We start from the raw sequence: 15,523 nt of genomic DNA, 5'->3' as shown, positions 1-15,523 counted from the left end.
GGCGTCTGGTGCGTGCTCTCGGCGTGCCGGGCGGAAGTCCTCGTACTGGACGTACTTGGGCTTTCGCCCGGTGCGGCGAGTGGGGGTGCCCCCTCTGGGGGAGCGTGCCAGACGTCGCGGGGCAGACGGGAATTTGACGACAGGCCCTAGGGGGCTTCAGGCTCGGCCGCCGGCGGGTCCGTGTCGTCGGCCTCGCCCTTGGCACGCACGTCCGGCGGGGTGGGCGCGGTGATATTCCGCTGCTCCGCGGACCGCTCCCTCGTCTCCTCGTCGACCTGCGGGGTGTCGTTCTCCTCGGAGGTACTCATCAGTTCGCCCCTCTCACCGGTACGGATCCGATAGCAGCCCGGCGCACCATCGCATCGGCGACCTGCGCGGCCGGGATGACCGCTCCACACGTTCCTTTCTCCATTTGCAGCACAGGTTCCCCGGGGCAGCCACCCGACGCACGCAGCCGGCATTGATCTGATCGCTGCGCGCGGCCGGTGAAGCCAGTCCCCCCAGGAGCGGCGCGGTGGGGAGCGGCTCCTCCCCGACGGGGGCGCGGACACGGCTGCACATCGGCGAACGGGTGATGCCGGGGCCGCCGGGCCACGCCGGCCCGGCGGCCCCGGAGCGGCGGATACCGACGTCGCGGCGTCACGCGACGGCCGGGACCACCTTCGGGTTCGGGCCGTACTTGTTCGCGCCCTCATTGCTCTTCGTGCAGCAGAAGGTCGTCAGAGCGACGAAGCCGATCGTCGGGACGAGCCCGATAAAGACCAACCAGCCGGAAAGGCCCGAGTCGTGCAGGCGACGGACCGTCACAGCCCAGGTCGGCAGCGCGAACACGAGAACGGCGATGAGGAAGCCGACGGCAAGGGTCGGCATGCGGGTCGCAACCGCGAGCCCGCCCAGCACGCCATAGATGGCGTACACGACCAGTGTGAACATCCAGTATTCCTTGCGGCGCGCCCGGCCTTTGAAGACGGCGTACTTCTTGAACGCCGCAATGAACCAGCTCATGTGTCCCCCCAGGGATCGATGTTCGGCCACCTGAAACAAATCAGGCCCGGCGCAGAGGGTAGGGGGTGAGCAGCAGCGTGTCTTTCATCCAGGGGGTGTGCGCTCGGGCATGCTCCCGATACCGCCATCCGGGGCAGATCCGTCCATGATCACCAAGTGACCCGGCTGGATGACGGTCGTTCGCGAGGCCGAGTTCATTCCGTTGCTCAAACGACAGCACATCGCAGCCAGTCCGCCACCGATCCGACGCCGGAACGATCTCCAACCGAGTCCGTCCGAGGTGGTCGATCGGACTTGAAGGGTCCCGCCCTGGGCGGCCCGGCCTCGCAGTCCTACTACGACCAAGAAGATCGCCCGGGGCACACACCACACCCAGGCATTGCTCTGCCTTGCGCGACGACGGGCTGACGTCCTCTTCGCCATGCTCCGCGACGGCACCTTCTACGAAGTGCGCCCGGCGGGGGCAGTCAGCCGACCCGCGGCTCCACCAACAGCACCATCTGGTCGGACTCGACATCGAACCCGAGCACCGGATGGCTTCGCTCCCAGTCACCCTCGGGCATCATCACCACTGGCTTGCCCGGTCGACGCCCGATCGCACGAAGAAACCCAGGCTCGTCTTCTTCGGCACCCCGGTCCTCGGCACCCGGCAGCCCGCCGAAGCCGGGCGAACCAAACCGGCACATCGCACATGCGGCGCCATGACTGCATGGAAAAGGCCCGGATGACCGGGCCTTTTCCATCTCGTAGCGGGGACAGGATTTGAACCTGCGACCTCTGGGTTATGAGCCCAGCGAGCTACCGAGCTGCTCCACCCCGCGTCGTCGGTACCGCCACTCTACACACGCGGGACGGGGCAGGGTGCCGACGTCAGGCCCGGACGATGTTCTCCGCCTGAGGCCCCTTCTGTCCCTGTGTCACCTCGAAGGTGACCTTTTCCCCCTCCACCAGCTCGCGGTAACCGTTCCCGGCGATGTTGGAGTAGTGCGCGAAGACGTCCGGTCCGCCGCCGTCCTGGGCGATGAAGCCGAAGCCCTTCTCGGCGTTGAACCACTTCACGGTGCCGCTGGCCATGCTGTCGTCCTTCGTTCTCGCCGGGCAGACCCGGCTGGTGGGTAGGGGCGCCCTCATAAGGGCACCCGGCGTCCTTTCTACCCGAGGCACCTCCGGGTTATCCGACTTTCTGCTCACGTCGCTCAAGGGGGGCTGTCCTGACGCGCGACGGTGTCTGCCGGCGGCCGGGGGCGGGGGGGCCGGGGGGCGTTACGGACTGGCTGGCCCCTCCCACGGGTGCGGGGAGCAGAACGAGCTCGCACTGGATCTCATCCGGCGTCTGGGACCATCCCGCGGGGAGCAGTTGGCGCTGACCGTGCTTCTCGAAGCAGCGGTTCTCACACGTTCACTCAGGAAGGGTGCCGCGTCCGCCGGCGGGCACGGCTTCCACATCGCTACGCGGCGCCCGCTCCTCCGCATCAGCCAGCCAGAAGAAGACCGGCGGCAGGCCGAGCTCGATCACCGCCAGCGCGGTCTGGAACCACTGCGGCCAACCGTGCAGGGCGAGCGAGAGCAGCCGGCCCACGCCGCCCAGCAGGAATACACCTGCCAGCCACCGCACCGCCCGAGCAGGGATCGGACGCTGCCGTGCGGCCCAGAGCCAGGCCAGCCCGTAGCCGACGAAGCTGGCCCCCATGAACCGGCCCCAGCTGTCGACCGTCGCGCCGGCGGAACCGGCTCCCGGAATCGCCGCGTTGCCCAGTGCCACATGGAACAGACCGATCGCCACACAAGTCCAGCCCATCAGCTGTGCGAGTGCACGCAGAGCCTTGGCCATCATTCCCCCACGCCGTCGGGTGCCTAGTTGACATGCGTCTACTACAGTGAGTGCACTAGTAGACGCATGTCAACTAGGCTTCATGCGTGTCTTCTCGCCAACGCCTCACTCCCATTGCCCGCCGGACCCAACTCCTCGCCGTCGGCGCACGGCTCTTCGCCGCACACCCGTACGCCGACGTACTGATGGAGCAGGTCGCCGAAGAGGCCGGAGTCTCCCGGGCCCTGCTCTACCGTCACTTCCCCAGCAAGCACGCCCTCTTCGCGGCCATTTACCAGCAGGCGGCGGACCAGTTGCTCGCCGAGACCCGGTTCGACCCCGCCGACTCCCTGGTGGATCAGCTGACCCAGGGTATGGACGTCCACCTCGACTACTTCGTGGCGAATCGCAACGCCGTCCTCACCGCGAACCGGGTCCTCGCGGGGGACCCGGTGATTCAGACGATCATGACGAACGAGCTGGACGCGCTCCGTGCGCGACTGCTGGCCGTACTGCCCCTCGCGGACGAGACTGCCCGCGAGGCCGTGTCCGGCGTCCTGAAGAGCTGGCTGGTCTTCGTCCAGGTCCTCTGCGTCGACTGGCTGACCCACGAGACCTGCACCCGCACCCAGTTGCGCGACGTGTGCATCGGCGCCGTCCTCGGCGCGCTGCGACCACTGCTCGCACAGGACCCGGCCCCGCACTGGCCGCACCACGAACCAACTGCAGGTTCCCCAGGCCCGCCATACGGCAAGGCGTGAGAAGCCCAACCACTCGGCCGCCCGAAGGCAGCGCCGCACCGACGGCGTCAAGCACTGATATCCAGCATTCGCCGCCCGGTCGCCGCAGCAACCCGTCACAGCGCTCACCGCATGAGGGCCGGCACCTCCGTGGGATCACGCAGCGATCAGGCCCCTGCCCGACGGGGCACGGGTAACAGTGAGAGCCAATGCAGAAGGGGCCCGCTGCTGCGGGCCCCTTCTTCCTGGTAGCGGGGACAGGATTTGAACCTGCGACCTCTGGGTTATGAGCCCAGCGAGCTACCGAGCTGCTCCACCCCGCGTCGGTGACACCACCCTACACGGTGGATCACGCGACTCGGGTCGGAGGCCAGCGCGGGGCCTCTTTGCCGCTGTCCTTCACCCACCCACCCACCGCACCACCCGCAGGTGCGGTGCGCCCTGGGCCGACGGCCGCTGCCGGCCACTTGTCTTCGGCGTCACCCCTGGCCATGACCCGGGGTGATGCGCACGCCTTCCCCCGGGGCAGCGCCGACTGACGGGTTCCCCGTCTGATCGGACGACTCAGAAAGGCACCGACATCGTCCTGCAGTTCACGGCGCAGCGACTTGTCCGGTGTGGCGGTTGGCATATGCGATTACTTGCCGCCACTCTGCTCCGGTCGGGTCCGCCACCGCGAGGTTTCGTGCCACGATTCGAGCAGGTTTGAAGGGACGGCCGTCGGGCCGGCAGGGCCAGACAGCGGGAGGATCATGATCGAGCTCACCGTCGATGCCGCCGGCCTTGCCCGCTCCCGCTTCGCGGTCTCGCCGTTGCACGAGGTCGTCGCCACACTGCTGTCCTGGGGGCTTCAACCGGCCCCCCATGCGGATCCATGGGTCGCTCGCGCGCGACGCGTGCTGCGCCGGGCCCGGCTGCCGCTGCTGTCCGAACTGGCCCTGGACGGACCCGGATACGTGCCCGACTTCCTCAACCCGTACCCGTCCCGCCCCTCCCCCACCGTCGAGGAGGAGTTGCAGCGAGTCCGCTCCACCCCGCCCGAGCGCATCCTGAGTGAGCTGGAGGCGTTGCGCGACGGGCGGCCGCGCAACGCCCTCGCCGGTTCCGAGCTGTCGGCGGTGCTGCAGCAGGCCATAGCGCGGGGCGGTACGCACGTGGCCCGGCAAGCCGCCGAGGAGATGCAGCGCTACTGGGAGCTGGCCTTCGCCCCGCATTGGGAGGCCGCCAAGGCCATTCTCGACGCGGAAGTCGGCCGATGCGCCGGCGTGCTGGCCGGGCACGGAGCAGCGAAGCTCTTCAACTCCTTACATCCCGAGATCGAGTGGGCTGACGGCACGCTGCGCGTCGAGAGCCGATTCCGGATCGCGTTGCGCGTGCCCCTGGTGGTCGTCGTGCCGTCGCTTGTCGCGCCTCGCCCGGCCGTGGCCGTGGACCCGACACGCGACGAAAATCGGCCCCCCATGCTCGTCTATCCCATCCGTGACAAAGCCATGGCCAGCGCCACCGCCCCGCAGTCTCCCTCCGCGGAGACGGCCCAGTTGCTCGGCCCCACCCGCGCCGGACTGCTCGCAGCGCTGGCACAACCGGTCTCCACCGCGCAGTTGGCCGCACGTCACTTCCTCAGCCCGGCCACGGTCTCCTACCACCTCGGCGTACTGCACCGGGCCGGCCTCGTCACCCGCACCCGAGCCGGCCGATCGGTGCTCTACCGCCGCACCCCCGAAGGATCCCGGCTGACCAAAGGCCGGTAGACGCAGCATCTACTCGATGGACGCGGAGCGAGCACGCAGGCGATGGCGTCTTGCACCATGTCCTCGGCGTCCACCGGACCTCCCATCCGCCACGCGCACCCAGCGCCTCACCAAGCGGGGCGCGGATCGCGTAGTTCTCTCGGAGTCTGCTCGGGCAAGGCCCCGTCCAGGTCGGTTCGCAACAGCATTCCGGGATCGGGATCGAAACTCTGGTCCGGCGGCGCAGGCTGGTGGAACCGTCGCGTGCGCGGGAGGTCGACTTCGACCAGCTTGCCGTCGTGAAGCATCCACAGCCCGAAGCAGTCGTCGTCCTGGTCATGGATCAACACCTGCACGCTTCCGGGGTAGGGCCACGCAAGCGACTCCAGATCCTTCAGCAGCCCACCCCGTGCGCGCACCCTCTCGAACTCCATGGCCCACCCGAAGCCGAAGGAGCCGCTCCACTGGCTCTCGATCGGCACGAAGTGCCCGCGCCAGCTGCGCTCCTCGTCCTCGCGCGTCAGCGGTTCCATGACCTTGTCCGCGTAGAGGGCAAGCACGATGACCTCGGCGTATCTGCTCATAGGGGCAGTATCGCCGGGCTGGCGAAGCCCCCATGCCACCGATCTCGAACAGCGGGAAGGGCCGGACTCGAGCCCGGAAAGGCCATGTCTCGAGGCACGTCGCTGTGTCGCTGCGGTTCCTTCGTCACCATGGACCGTGCGGGCTCGGGCAGAGGTTCGTCCGACACGATCCGCAAGCGGGCGCCGCGTCCGCCCGTGCCGGCCGTCGGCGGCCCGCCCCGGGGCGCGTGCGAGCCGTGCGTGCGGCCCCGCCGTCACCGCTGCCGCCGCGTAGTGCCCCTGCATGAGCCATCGGTCACGGTCCTCACGGTGTGACACGCAGGTCTTCTCCAAGCGCCTGCTTGGGCTGCGGGAGAGCGTGCGACGCGGGTTCCGGCACGGCCGCCGACGCCCGGGCGGGCGTGGGGGCCGGCGCCGGGGCCAGCAGCCAGCCCACCGGGGGCCGGGTCAGCGGCTGAGCCAGACGGCGCACGGGCGGTGACGCGAGGAGCGCAGTGAGCAGGACGCCGCCCAGCAGCAGGGCGATCAGCTCCGGCGTGGTGTCGGCCCGCTCGATCAGGCCCTTCTCCCGCAGCGGCAGTATGACTAGCGGATGCAGCAGGTAGACGGTGAAGCCGCCCGCGCCGAGCGCGGATATGAGCGGCACCCGCCGCTTCGGCATCAGTCGCAGCAGGCACAGCACCAGCGTCGCCGCCGAGGCCAGGACGACCAGCCGCACCAGCCAGGCGCCCTCCATCCCAAGCGAGGTGTCGGCCCTGTAGGCGTGGCGCATCGACAGCCAGGTGCCCTGGATGTCCCAGTGCCACTGCCAGGCCGCAAGTCCGGCGGCAAGCACTCCGGCCACTGCCACCGGGAGGCTCCACCGGCTCTCGAACCACTTGCTGAACATGCCTTGCCCCAGCCGCCAGCCGAAGTAGAACAGCGGCATGTACACCAGAGTCCGGCTGGCCGAGAACTGCAGGCCCAACTCCTCCACGTATCCGACCGCGAGTGCCACGGCCGTGGTCACCGACAGCGGATGGCGCAGTTGGGCCACCAGCGGCAGCAGCAGCCTCCAGAAGAACAGCGACATCAGGAACCACAGGGTCCACGGAAGCTGGGTGATGTGCAGGACGAAGGGCGAGCCGAGGGCATACGACTCCGCCGAGAACAACAGGCTGAACAAGAGCGCGGGGAGCACGATGCCGCGCAGCAGGGTACGCAGATGGCGCGGGCCGAGGGGTCCGGCGCTGCTGAACACCCCGGCCAGTACCACGAAGGCGGGGACTCGGAAGGCCCAGGCCGCGACATGGAAGGCGTGCAGCGGGCCGTAGCGGTCCATGATGCTGCCCATGGTGTGCAGGACCACGATCAGTGAGGCGGACACAAACCTGGTGTTGTCCCACCAGGGGTTACGGGCTGGGCTCCCCCCGGTGGAACTCGTCCGGTCGGAGAGACCGGTGGGGCCGCGGTTCTCGGCGGGTCTTGGCGGCGGGCTGTCCATCGCGGGCGCATGCTCCTGACAAGGCTGAGGCAACAGAAAAGCCACCTTCGCGACCCCTGTGGAGCGCCCGATTACACCTCGCGGCCCGAACGGTGAACGGAGCGTGTACGACATGGGTCGCCGGTGCGGTCCAGGCGTCGGCAGAGGCCGGACGACCCCCGCCGGATGCGGGTCACGCCCGTCACCGCACCCGACCGGCGTGTGCGAGTAGTCGGCGCGTGACAACGATCAGGGCTGCCCGCCCGGGTGGCGCCCCGAGGCGCCGAGCCTGGTCACCGGTCTGTCCGGCTCCTGGTCCGCTTGCGTCCGGCCCGGTTGGCCGCCAGTAGCGAGGCCCATACCAGGACCAGGAGCGCCGCCGGCAGTACGCGGCTCACGGCATCGTGATCGATCAGGCGCCACACCAGCAAGCCGATGCTTACGCCGAGCATCGGCCAATAGAGCCGTGGGCCCCATCGGTTGCCCGGCGTCGCCCACGAGGGCGGGGCATGAGAATCACCTTGCTGTGGCATGCGTGGCCTCTCTTCTTCGATTGCCCTACCTGCCCGCAACCGGCCGGCGACTGCGTCACACGTGCTTCGCAAGCCCCGGCTCCACGGCCACGGACACCTGATGCGGCCGGCTCCGGCGTCCGTTCCGGGTCAGATCTGCCGCACAAGGATCCAGGTGGCGACGGCCAGGAAGAGCACACCGGTCACTCGCTGCATCGCATAGCCCTTGCCAGTGGGTTCGGTGGCAGCAGGGTTCTTCACCCAGCCGCGCTGAAGGCGGCTGTTCAACCGCCAGAGCAGTTGCGGGCGTACGACCTGAACCAGGCCCATGGCGAAAAGGAAGCAGAGCACCGGAACGAGGGCGGGGTTGCCATCGCCGCCCTCGGAGGCGATTTGCGTTAAGACACCTTGGTTCATGGGACTCGGATGCCCTGACACCTCCCCAGGAAACGAACCGATGAGCCGGCGGGAACAGCGCCAGGTGAACCGTGAGTGCCCGCACATCACCCGCTACTCGTCTTTGGACGTCGTAATACCTATGGCAGAAGGGTCTGTCCGCGCAGCACCGGCCGCCGTTCGCCTACGGTACCGACCCGGCACCCGGCGCGTGGGGCGTGATCGTGCACCACATGTTCAACCGCGACGACTACGACGAGATCGACTACCGCGAGCTGTGCTCCCAGGGTGCTGAGCTGATGGTGTTCGTTCCCAACTCGTGCGTTGCCAAGGCCCATGGGCCCAAGGCGGATCACTACAAGGATGGCCAGACATCGTCCTGCATCGACTACGAGGATCCCGACTATGTCGGGGAATACCGGCCCAACGAGATGGCCCCTCTCATCACGGCAGCCGCACTGGACCATCAGAACGAGACCTATGAGGAGCAGCTGACCCAGCTGATTTGCGACACCTGGGGCTGCCCGACTGGATCGCGACATCGTCACAGTGGACCGCTGACCTGGGAACCCGTACCGCCCTGTAACCCCGTAAATCCCGTGGCCGCCCTCTCCTGGGTCATTCGCCGACGCCTTCGAACGCTAGGGTGACGGGCGCCTGACGGTTGCCCGTCCCAGGCAGCCGGGCTGTCGGCGTAGGCATCTGCTCACGCGTGCGGGGGGCTCTCGGCAGTTTCGATCCATCGTCTGACGACGTCGTCCCGCTCGTGTTGAGGGTGTCGGCGTGGAGAGAAGAAGGTACGTGAGTTCCATAAACAGCGCTCGCCAGCGCACTGACGTCACGCATGTCGCACCACTGCCGCAATGTGGTGAGGGCCATGCCGAAAGCCATCCCGCGGTACCCGTGGCAGAGTGCCCGGCCCCCGTCCCTGCTCTTATGCAGACGTCCCCGGCTCGGACCGCGTCGGGCCGACATCGCCAGGCGCCGGGAAGTGCACGAAGAGAGTGCCGCAACTCGCCCCAACCGGGTGTCCTGTTCACCGCGCGGGAACGAGCGAGGGAGGTGGGGGGAGGAGTTCGACTCGCGGAAGAAGTGCCCTGTCTTCAAGTCCGTGCCGCTTCGGCAGCGGAACACGTCTGGGGTCGACGGTGACGGGCAGGTTCGAGTCCATGCAACTCACCTCGCACCCCGACAGACCGCCTGGGCCGGCAGACGGATGGAGCAGGGCCGGCACAGCCCCCCCGGCTCCTCCTGCGGCACCCGGTCACATCGCAACCGCCCCGCCCGCTGTCAGTGCTGAGGACGTCGCGCTGGTGCGGGCCAGCCTCGCGGTCGTCTCTCCTCACGTCGCCGAGCTGGCCGCGCACTTCTACAGCATCCTCTTCGCGCGTTACCCACAGGTCAGGGACTTGTTTCCGGCGGAGCTCGATGTCCAGCGGGAACGTCTGGTGCGCGCCCTGCTGCGCATCGTGGAACTGGTCGACGACACCGGTAACCTCATAGCGTTCTGCTCCCGTCTGGGACGCGGCCACCGCAAGTTCGGCACACAAAGCGCTCACTACCCGGCCGTCGGCGAATGCCTGCTGCAGGCCCTCGCCCACTTCGCAGGCCCGGCATGGAGCCCGGCGCTGGCGGCGGCATGGCATCGTGCCTACACCGCTGCCGCGGAGGTGATGGTCCGGGCCGCGGAGGAGGACGCCCGTGACCGCCCGGCCGTGTGGGACGCGGACATCGTCGGGCACGTGCACCGCGGACACGGAATCGCCGAGATCACCGTCCAGCCACAGCTGCCGTACCCGTTCGTGGCGGGCCAGTACGTGAGCATCGAAACGCCGTGGGCACCGAGACTGTGGCGTCAGTACTCCCCCGCACACGCCCCACGACCCAGTTCCGAGCTGACCTTCCACGTACGTGCCGTACCAGGAGGAAAGGTCAGCAACGCGCTCGTCCACCACGCTCGTCCGGGAGACCCAGTCAGGCTCGGCCCGCCGGAAGGCGACATGGTCCTGCGTCCAACCCGGCAACGGGACCTGCTCTTCGTGGCCGGCGGCACCGGCCTTGCTCCGATTCGCGCCCTGATCGAGGAAGCGGCCCGGGACGGCATCGGTAACGCACGGGAAGTCACTCTGTTCATCGGCGCCCGAACGGCGGACGAACTGTACGGGCTCGATGACATGCTGCGCATGTCCCAGCGCTACCACTGGCTCCGCGTTCGGGCAGCGGTCTCCCACGAGCGCATCGTGGGGCTGGAGGGCACGCTGCCCGAGGTACTGGCGGAATTCGGCCCCTGGTACCGGCATGAGGCGTACCTGTGCGGCCCACCGCAAATGCTGGGTGAAGCCGTGCAGGCCCTGCGGCGCCACGGCGTCCCGCCTCGTCACATCCACTACGACCCCTGGGACACCCCCGTGCTGACCGCCCCGTTGGGGCCGCCCCCGCCTGACGAGGAGACCGACCAGCTGTGAACGGCCCCGAGACGACCGGCTCCTCCGGAGAACGGCTGCTGCAGCAGCAGCTCGGCACCACCGACCGGGCGGCCGTCTTCTACGACCGTCAGGTACACCCCTACCTGACCCCCGCCATGAGGGAGTTCATAGCCCGGCAGAGCATGGTGTTCCTGTCGACCGCCGACATCCGGGGAGCCTGCGACGCCAGCTTCCGCTCCGGACCGCCGGGCTTCTGCGTCTCCCCCGACGACCGCTCTCTGACCTACCCCGAATACCGGGGCAACGGTGTCCTGGCCAGTGCGGGCAACATGACCGAAAACCCCCACCTCGGCTTGCTGTTCATGGACTTCACCCATGACCACATAGGGCTGCACGTGAACGGCACGGTCCGGCTGTACACAGACCACGAGCTTCGCGCGTGGTACCCGCATCTGCCGACCGACACCGCGCCCGGTCGCCAACCTCACCTGTGGGTGCACCTCACCGTCGAGGAGGCCTACGTCCACTGCTCCAAGCACATTCCACACCTTGAGCCGGCCCCGCGTCCCCGCTCGACCACGGACCGAAACCGTCCCAAGGACAGCGCATACTTCCCGGAGTCGACCCCTGCTCAGCAGGCCCCCGAACCGGTCGACGCCGAAACCGGCCGCACCTCGTGGCGAGACCGCCTGCGGATCCGCCACTGAGCCTTTCTCGCCGGTCCAGCGACACCTCCTCCCCCGAGAACGCCTCTCATCCCGATGGGGCTGATCGGTTCGAGGTTCGGGTGTCGCGACCAGGCGGTGACCGGGCAGCGGTTCCACGGGTCACCGTCACCCCGGATCCGGCCGGCCCGGACGGCCCGTCCACCAACCGGCTGACCGCTGCGTGGCTGCAGAGTCCCGTTTCGGCGCGTGAGGGCGTCCCGCTATCGGGCCGCCCTCACGCCTCTGCCCTGCCCTGCCCTGCCCTGCGTGAGATCACCCCGGCCCGTGCTCGAACGACGAGCAGCTCAGCCGCACACTTTCGAGTGGTAGATCCCCGGGCCGTAACCGCCGAGCAGCCCGACACGATCGGCCGGACAAGTCCTAGCCGAGAGTTTCATGGCTTCGCCTCAGCACCTCAATGCCTGCCTGGTCCGTTTCCTCGGGTATTCCGCCGAGGCGGTGGATCATGACCCAGTGACCGTCGTGTGTTGCTCCGGCGAACAGCGAGGCGTCGCGCGTCGCGCCATTGTGCCAGCGCAGGGAGCCCGCCGTTTGCCAGGATGGCGCGGGATCCCCCAACCTGCGTTCCACCAATAGTCGTACGACGAGTTCGGCGGCCGCACGGGGGGTGGCCCACAGGCCCCCTGCGGGCAGGATCGCGCCATGCATCGTCCAGGGATTTCGGACGTTTCCCAAGCGGCCTCGGGCCAGTAGGCGGCTGCCCGGGTCCGGAGTTGCGGTCACTTCTGTGATGGCCAGCGGACGCAGGACGTACTCGGTCACCAACTCCTCATAGGTGGTGCCGGCCGCAGCGGTCAGGGCTTCGCCGAGGATGGCGTAACCAAGGTTGGAGTACTCCTCATGCCGGCCGGGTGGGCGGGTGACGATGGTGTCGAGCCGGTACAGCAACTGGTGCACAGCACGACGGTCGAACCTCGCGTACGGGTCCCGACGCGAGAGGCGAGGTGGCAGACGCGGAAGACCGGACGTGTGCTGAGCAAGATGGAGGAGCGTGATCCCGGTTCCGGGAGTCGCCGGAAGCCACCGCTCGAGGGGGTCTTCGAGCCCGAGCATCCCTGCCTCGGCCATGAAGGTCAGAGCGGTGCCGGTGATGACTTTGGTGAGCGAGCCGATCTCGACAAAGCGGTCCACGGCATGGCCATTGCTGACTGCGGGTGGAGCGGCGTTGCTCAGGACGCAGGTGGGGATTCGGCGCACTACGGGCCTTTCATGAGCGTTCCGGCTTTCGAACTCGGGCGATGTGGCACGGCACATGCAGGCGGCTTCGGCGCTGTGGTCCGGCTCCGAACAGCATGCCGTGTCAGTGGTGTGCCCAGGGTCCTGCCGAACCCCCTACGGGGCCTCAGCTCCCGCCGCCTGACGCTGTTTCGTGTCGCCCCGCGGAGGATCACCTCCCCCTGGGTGGGTCCGGGAAATCATGCGAGAGTGGGTCCATGACGGCACCGGAAGCCACGGTCGTGGCGGTGGACGAGGTTGAGGACCTCGCCGTGGAGGGCCTGCGATGGCTGACCGAGGCGGCGCGGGAGACCGATGACGGGGGTCTCGCCTGGACGGACAGGCTCTCGGACGACGAGCTCACTCCGACTCTCTACAGCGGTACGGCCGGGATCGTTCCCGTGCTCCTGGAGGCGTGGCGGCACTTCGGCGACGACTCCTACGCCGACACCGCGTTGCGCGCGGCCCGCAGCATCGCGGACTCCGTCGACGGCATGGACGACGACTCCCTCTACTTCGGTCGCACTGGAATGGCGCTCGTTCTGCGGTCCGTCAACGACGAACTCGGTGACGCGGACGCCGGCGCAGCCGCGGACCGCGCGCTGGGACTTGTGCGGTCACGCTTCGACGGGCTGCGCTGGGGCGAACTGTTCGAGCTGATGGGCGGCAACGCGGGGATCGGCCTCGGCGCGCTCGTGGCCGGCGACGCCGAACTTGCCGTCCTCGCCGTGGAGCCGTATCTGCGGACGGCTGAGCAGACCCTGGCAGGTGTCCACTGGGCCTGGCGTACGGGTGTCGATTCCCGTCTGCATCACGTTTCGCACGGCACGCTCGGCATCGCCCTGGCTCTCGCCCGGGTCGGCCAGGCCACCGGCCGCGCGGACCTGGTCGAGCTGGCGCTGGCCGGAGCCGCTGACGTGGTGGCGCGTGACGAAGCGGGGCCCGAGGGCTTTCTGGTGCTGCATTCCACTCCGCTGTACCGCCCCGATGTGATCGATCCCGTCAGCTACGGCTGGTGCCACGGCCCAGCCGGCGACGCCCAGGTCTTCCGGCTGCTGCGGGACGTCACGGCCGACCCCGTCTGGACCGCCCTGGCCGACCGCTGCTGGCACACGGTCCTCCACTCCGGCCTGCCCCAGCGGTTGCGCCCCGGCTTCTGGGACAACAACGGCCGCTGCTGCGGCACCGCGGGCGTTCTCGCCCTGGCCTGCGACCGGATCGCAGAACAGCAGGACCCGTACGACTTCGCCCACGTCCTCGTCGCGGACCTCGTCGCCCGTGCGATCCGGGACATCGACGGCGCCCGCTGGTCCAACTTCGAGCACCGGGCCACCCCGAGCGACCTCGAACCGTGCAGCGGCTGGGCGATGGGCAATGCGGGCATCGTCCGTGAACTCCTGCGATTCGTACGCCTGAGCCGCGGAGGCGATCCCCACTACGCGTTCGCCTGGCCGGACCAGCCTCCGGTTACCGTCCTCCGTTCCGATATCAACCCCGACCCGCCAACGGCTGATGCCGACGTGCTGTGACGCACCGCTGCGTAGGAGTACGCAGTGCCCTCGCGATGGTGTCCAAGCTCGTCGAGCCGGGCAGCAAGGGTGGCGAGCCGTGAACGCACCTCACCTCGTCGCCCTCGTCTCGTTCCCTAGGGTGTGTTCTGAAGTGGGCGCCGGGCTTACGGCGTTCATGAAATTGACGGGCAGCCAAGGACGTTGGACATGTCATGACTCAAGGACCAGCGCCTCGCCCACTGTCCGAAGAAGCCCTCTCCGACCTGCTTGGCGAACAGCAGTTCGGCACGCGAGGCACTGGCCAGAGTGGTGGTTGCGGGCGGTCTTGTCGGATCGCATCGCGATCCCGCGCCACTGCTTCAGCTTGTTGAAGCACCGCTCTACGACGTTGCGGCCCCGGTACCACTGACGCTGCTCATCGCCGAAGTCGATCGGCCGGCCCGACCGCTTGCGACGGTGAGCGATCTGGTCGTCGCGTTCTGGGATTGTCGTGGCGATGCCACGCTCGCGCAGCCAGGCCCGGTTCGCCTGTGACGGGTAGCCCTTGTCCGCGAGCAGGCGGTCCGGGCGCTTGCGCGGACGCCCCGTCGCACCGGCGACGCGTATCTCGTCGAGCGTGTCGGGCAGCATGGTTGTGTCCGCGGCCTGGCCGCCGGTAAGGATGAACGCCAGTACCCGTCCCTTGCCGTCCGCGACCAGGTGCGACTTGGTCGTCAGCCCGCCGCGGGAGCGGCCGATCGCGTGATCAGCGGGTTCATCACCGAACTTCTTGTAGTTCGACCTCGCCCCTGTGTCCCGTGGCAGGGTCGCGCCGTGCTGATGGACGCGCACGATCGTGGAGTCGATCGACGCGATCCAGTCGACGTCGCCGCCCCGGTGGGCCATCGCCTGGACCTGCTCGAGCACCCGCGCCTACGCCCCAGCCTTCGACCACCGATCGAAGTTCTCGTAGATCGTGTTCCAGTTCCCGAACCGCTCCGGCAGATCCCGCCACGGCGCCCCGGTGCGAAACCGCCACGCCGCCGCCTCGACGACCGTGCGTCGATCGACAGGCGGGCGGCCCGTGGCCTTCACGCCCGGGAAGAGGGATCGGTGAACGAGATCGGCTTGCCGGTGGCGTGGGCGTATGCGATCTCCCTGCTCGTGGACTCGCCGATATACCCGCCTGGGTTGACGACCAGAACCCGGTCAGCCAGGTCGATCTTACGCAGGTGGAGGGCGTCCAGCGCGGTCTTCTGCTCGTTGGTGATCAACTCGTCTGCTTCGTGATCCTCGGCGCGCAGGAAGACGCCTGGCGCGACGACGATGACACCTGCGAAGGTCAGATCACGGTTCGCCGCGCTCATCTCGTCCACGAACCGGGTAGAGCCGCAGATGCAGACAATCTCAGGTCGGTCGGGCACG

The 15,523-nt window shown here is 68.5% G+C and carries 16 protein-coding genes, 2 tRNA genes and 2 pseudogenes; 7 read left to right on the top strand and 13 right to left on the bottom strand.

The window, feature by feature from the left end; translation table 11 throughout:
- Positions 1–146 precede the first annotated feature (146 nt).
- Positions 147–308 (bottom strand): hypothetical protein, encoded by a 162-nt coding sequence (locus ACFVVO_RS24330; protein ID WP_390057690.1) that lies wholly within the window; start codon positions 306–308, stop codon positions 147–149.
- A 331-nt stretch (positions 309–639) separates the two neighbouring features.
- Positions 640–1,005, bottom strand: coding sequence for a DUF805 domain-containing protein (locus tag ACFVVO_RS24325; protein WP_390057689.1), 366 nt, complete (start codon positions 1,003–1,005; stop codon positions 640–642).
- Between the two features lie 228 nt (positions 1,006–1,233).
- Here ACFVVO_RS24325 and ACFVVO_RS24320 point away from each other — a divergent pair.
- Positions 1,234–1,459: pseudogene (locus ACFVVO_RS24320) on the top strand (IS110 family transposase); the annotation flags it as partial.
- 13 nt (positions 1,460–1,472) lie between these two features.
- On the opposite strand, the gene ACFVVO_RS24315 reads toward ACFVVO_RS24320, so the two are convergent.
- From ACFVVO_RS24315 to ACFVVO_RS24300, 4 genes are all read right to left on the bottom strand, one after another.
- The gene (locus ACFVVO_RS24315; RefSeq protein WP_390057756.1) at positions 1,473–1,691 is read right to left on the bottom strand and encodes a hypothetical protein; all 219 of its coding nucleotides are present in this window, start codon (positions 1,689–1,691) and stop codon (positions 1,473–1,475) included.
- Between the two features lie 61 nt (positions 1,692–1,752).
- Positions 1,753–1,826: transfer RNA gene (locus tag ACFVVO_RS24310), tRNA-Met, on the bottom strand.
- Between the two features lie 49 nt (positions 1,827–1,875).
- A complete protein-coding gene (locus ACFVVO_RS24305) occupies positions 1,876–2,079 on the bottom strand; it encodes a cold-shock protein (protein ID WP_390057688.1) in 204 nt (67 codons plus the stop codon).
- 325 nt (positions 2,080–2,404) lie between these two features.
- Entirely contained in the window at positions 2,405–2,836 is a 432-nt protein-coding gene (locus tag ACFVVO_RS24300; RefSeq protein ID WP_390057687.1) for a DUF4345 domain-containing protein, read from the bottom strand.
- A gap of 86 nt (positions 2,837–2,922) precedes the next feature.
- Here ACFVVO_RS24300 and ACFVVO_RS24295 point away from each other — a divergent pair, with 86 nt between their 5' ends.
- A complete protein-coding gene (locus ACFVVO_RS24295; protein WP_390057686.1) occupies positions 2,923–3,576 on the top strand; it encodes a TetR/AcrR family transcriptional regulator in 654 nt (217 codons plus the stop codon).
- Positions 3,577–3,801: 225 nt separating this feature from the next.
- On the opposite strand, the gene ACFVVO_RS24290 is transcribed toward ACFVVO_RS24295, so the two are convergent.
- Positions 3,802–3,878, bottom strand: a tRNA-Met gene (locus tag ACFVVO_RS24290).
- Between the two features lie 429 nt (positions 3,879–4,307).
- On the opposite strand from ACFVVO_RS24290, the gene ACFVVO_RS24285 reads away from it, so the two are divergent.
- Positions 4,308–5,306, top strand: coding sequence for an ArsR/SmtB family transcription factor (locus ACFVVO_RS24285; protein ID WP_390057685.1), 999 nt, complete (start codon positions 4,308–4,310; stop codon positions 5,304–5,306).
- Positions 5,307–5,413: 107 nt separating this feature from the next.
- Here the strand turns inward: ACFVVO_RS24285 and ACFVVO_RS24280 are convergent, their stop codons facing one another.
- The 3 genes from ACFVVO_RS24280 to ACFVVO_RS24270 form a co-directional block, all read right to left on the bottom strand.
- Positions 5,414–5,869 (bottom strand): hypothetical protein, encoded by a 456-nt coding sequence (locus tag ACFVVO_RS24280; RefSeq protein WP_390057684.1) that lies wholly within the window; start codon positions 5,867–5,869, stop codon positions 5,414–5,416.
- A gap of 304 nt (positions 5,870–6,173) precedes the next feature.
- Positions 6,174–7,352, bottom strand: coding sequence for an acyltransferase family protein (locus ACFVVO_RS24275; protein WP_390057683.1), 1,179 nt, complete (start codon positions 7,350–7,352; stop codon positions 6,174–6,176).
- Between the two features lie 641 nt (positions 7,353–7,993).
- A complete protein-coding gene (locus tag ACFVVO_RS24270) occupies positions 7,994–8,260 on the bottom strand; it encodes a DUF6199 family natural product biosynthesis protein (protein ID WP_390057682.1) in 267 nt (88 codons plus the stop codon).
- Between the two features lie 212 nt (positions 8,261–8,472).
- On the opposite strand from ACFVVO_RS24270, the gene ACFVVO_RS24265 reads away from it, so the two are divergent.
- From ACFVVO_RS24265 to ACFVVO_RS24255, 3 genes are all read left to right on the top strand, one after another.
- Positions 8,473–8,889, top strand: coding sequence for a hypothetical protein (locus ACFVVO_RS24265; protein ID WP_390057681.1), 417 nt, complete (start codon positions 8,473–8,475; stop codon positions 8,887–8,889).
- 663 nt (positions 8,890–9,552) lie between these two features.
- Entirely contained in the window at positions 9,553–10,704 is a 1,152-nt protein-coding gene (locus tag ACFVVO_RS24260) for a globin domain-containing protein (protein WP_390057680.1), read from the top strand.
- The gene (locus tag ACFVVO_RS24255) at positions 10,701–11,372 is read left to right on the top strand and encodes a pyridoxamine 5'-phosphate oxidase family protein (protein ID WP_390057679.1); all 672 of its coding nucleotides are present in this window, start codon (positions 10,701–10,703) and stop codon (positions 11,370–11,372) included. The genes ACFVVO_RS24260 and ACFVVO_RS24255 overlap by 4 nt, the downstream gene beginning before the upstream one ends.
- Positions 11,373–11,753: 381 nt before the next feature.
- Here ACFVVO_RS24255 and ACFVVO_RS24250 read toward each other — a convergent pair whose 3' ends face one another.
- The gene (locus tag ACFVVO_RS24250; RefSeq protein ID WP_390057678.1) at positions 11,754–12,524 is read right to left on the bottom strand and encodes a serine hydrolase domain-containing protein; all 771 of its coding nucleotides are present in this window, start codon (positions 12,522–12,524) and stop codon (positions 11,754–11,756) included.
- A 302-nt stretch (positions 12,525–12,826) separates the two neighbouring features.
- On the opposite strand from ACFVVO_RS24250, the gene ACFVVO_RS24245 reads away from it, so the two are divergent.
- The gene (locus tag ACFVVO_RS24245) at positions 12,827–14,137 is read left to right on the top strand and encodes a lanthionine synthetase LanC family protein (protein ID WP_390057677.1); all 1,311 of its coding nucleotides are present in this window, start codon (positions 12,827–12,829) and stop codon (positions 14,135–14,137) included.
- A 192-nt stretch (positions 14,138–14,329) separates the two neighbouring features.
- Here ACFVVO_RS24245 and ACFVVO_RS24240 read toward each other — a convergent pair.
- A pseudogene (locus tag ACFVVO_RS24240) lies at positions 14,330–15,247 on the bottom strand (IS5 family transposase).
- Positions 15,190–15,522, bottom strand: coding sequence for a hypothetical protein (locus ACFVVO_RS24235; protein ID WP_390057676.1), 333 nt, complete (start codon positions 15,520–15,522; stop codon positions 15,190–15,192). The pseudogene ACFVVO_RS24240 and the gene ACFVVO_RS24235 overlap by 58 nt, the downstream one beginning before the upstream one ends.
- Between the last annotated feature and the right edge of the window lies 1 nt (position 15,523).

The sequence above is a fragment of the Streptomyces sp. NPDC058145 genome, from assembly GCF_042884245.1.
GTDB lineage: Bacteria > Actinomycetota > Actinomycetes > Streptomycetales > Streptomycetaceae > Streptomyces.
Note: the sequence above shows the minus strand (reverse complement) of the source record. Positions and strands in the feature narration are given on the sequence as shown.

Bases quoted from the DNA above. Each gene is read 5' to 3' on its own strand.
- ACFVVO_RS24330 (WP_390057690.1), bottom strand. From the start codon at position 308: ATGAGTACCTCCGAGGAGAACGACACCCCGCAGGTCGACGAGGAGACG.
- ACFVVO_RS24325 (WP_390057689.1), bottom strand. From the start codon at position 1,005: ATGAGCTGGTTCATTGCGGCGTTCAAGAAGTACGCCGTCTTCAAAGGC.
- ACFVVO_RS24315 (WP_390057756.1), bottom strand. From the start codon at position 1,691: ATGTGCCGGTTTGGTTCGCCCGGCTTCGGCGGGCTGCCGGGTGCCGAG.
- ACFVVO_RS24305 (WP_390057688.1), bottom strand. From the start codon at position 2,079: ATGGCCAGCGGCACCGTGAAGTGGTTCAACGCCGAGAAGGGCTTCGGC.
- ACFVVO_RS24300 (WP_390057687.1), bottom strand. From the start codon at position 2,836: ATGGCCAAGGCTCTGCGTGCACTCGCACAGCTGATGGGCTGGACTTGT.
- ACFVVO_RS24285 (WP_390057685.1), top strand. From the start codon at position 4,308: ATGATCGAGCTCACCGTCGATGCCGCCGGCCTTGCCCGCTCCCGCTTC.
- ACFVVO_RS24280 (WP_390057684.1), bottom strand. From the start codon at position 5,869: ATGAGCAGATACGCCGAGGTCATCGTGCTTGCCCTCTACGCGGACAAG.
- ACFVVO_RS24275 (WP_390057683.1), bottom strand. From the start codon at position 7,352: ATGGACAGCCCGCCGCCAAGACCCGCCGAGAACCGCGGCCCCACCGGT.
- ACFVVO_RS24270 (WP_390057682.1), bottom strand. From the start codon at position 8,260: ATGAACCAAGGTGTCTTAACGCAAATCGCCTCCGAGGGCGGCGATGGC.
- ACFVVO_RS24265 (WP_390057681.1), top strand. From the start codon at position 8,473: ATGTTCAACCGCGACGACTACGACGAGATCGACTACCGCGAGCTGTGC.
- ACFVVO_RS24245 (WP_390057677.1), top strand. From the start codon at position 12,827: ATGACGGCACCGGAAGCCACGGTCGTGGCGGTGGACGAGGTTGAGGAC.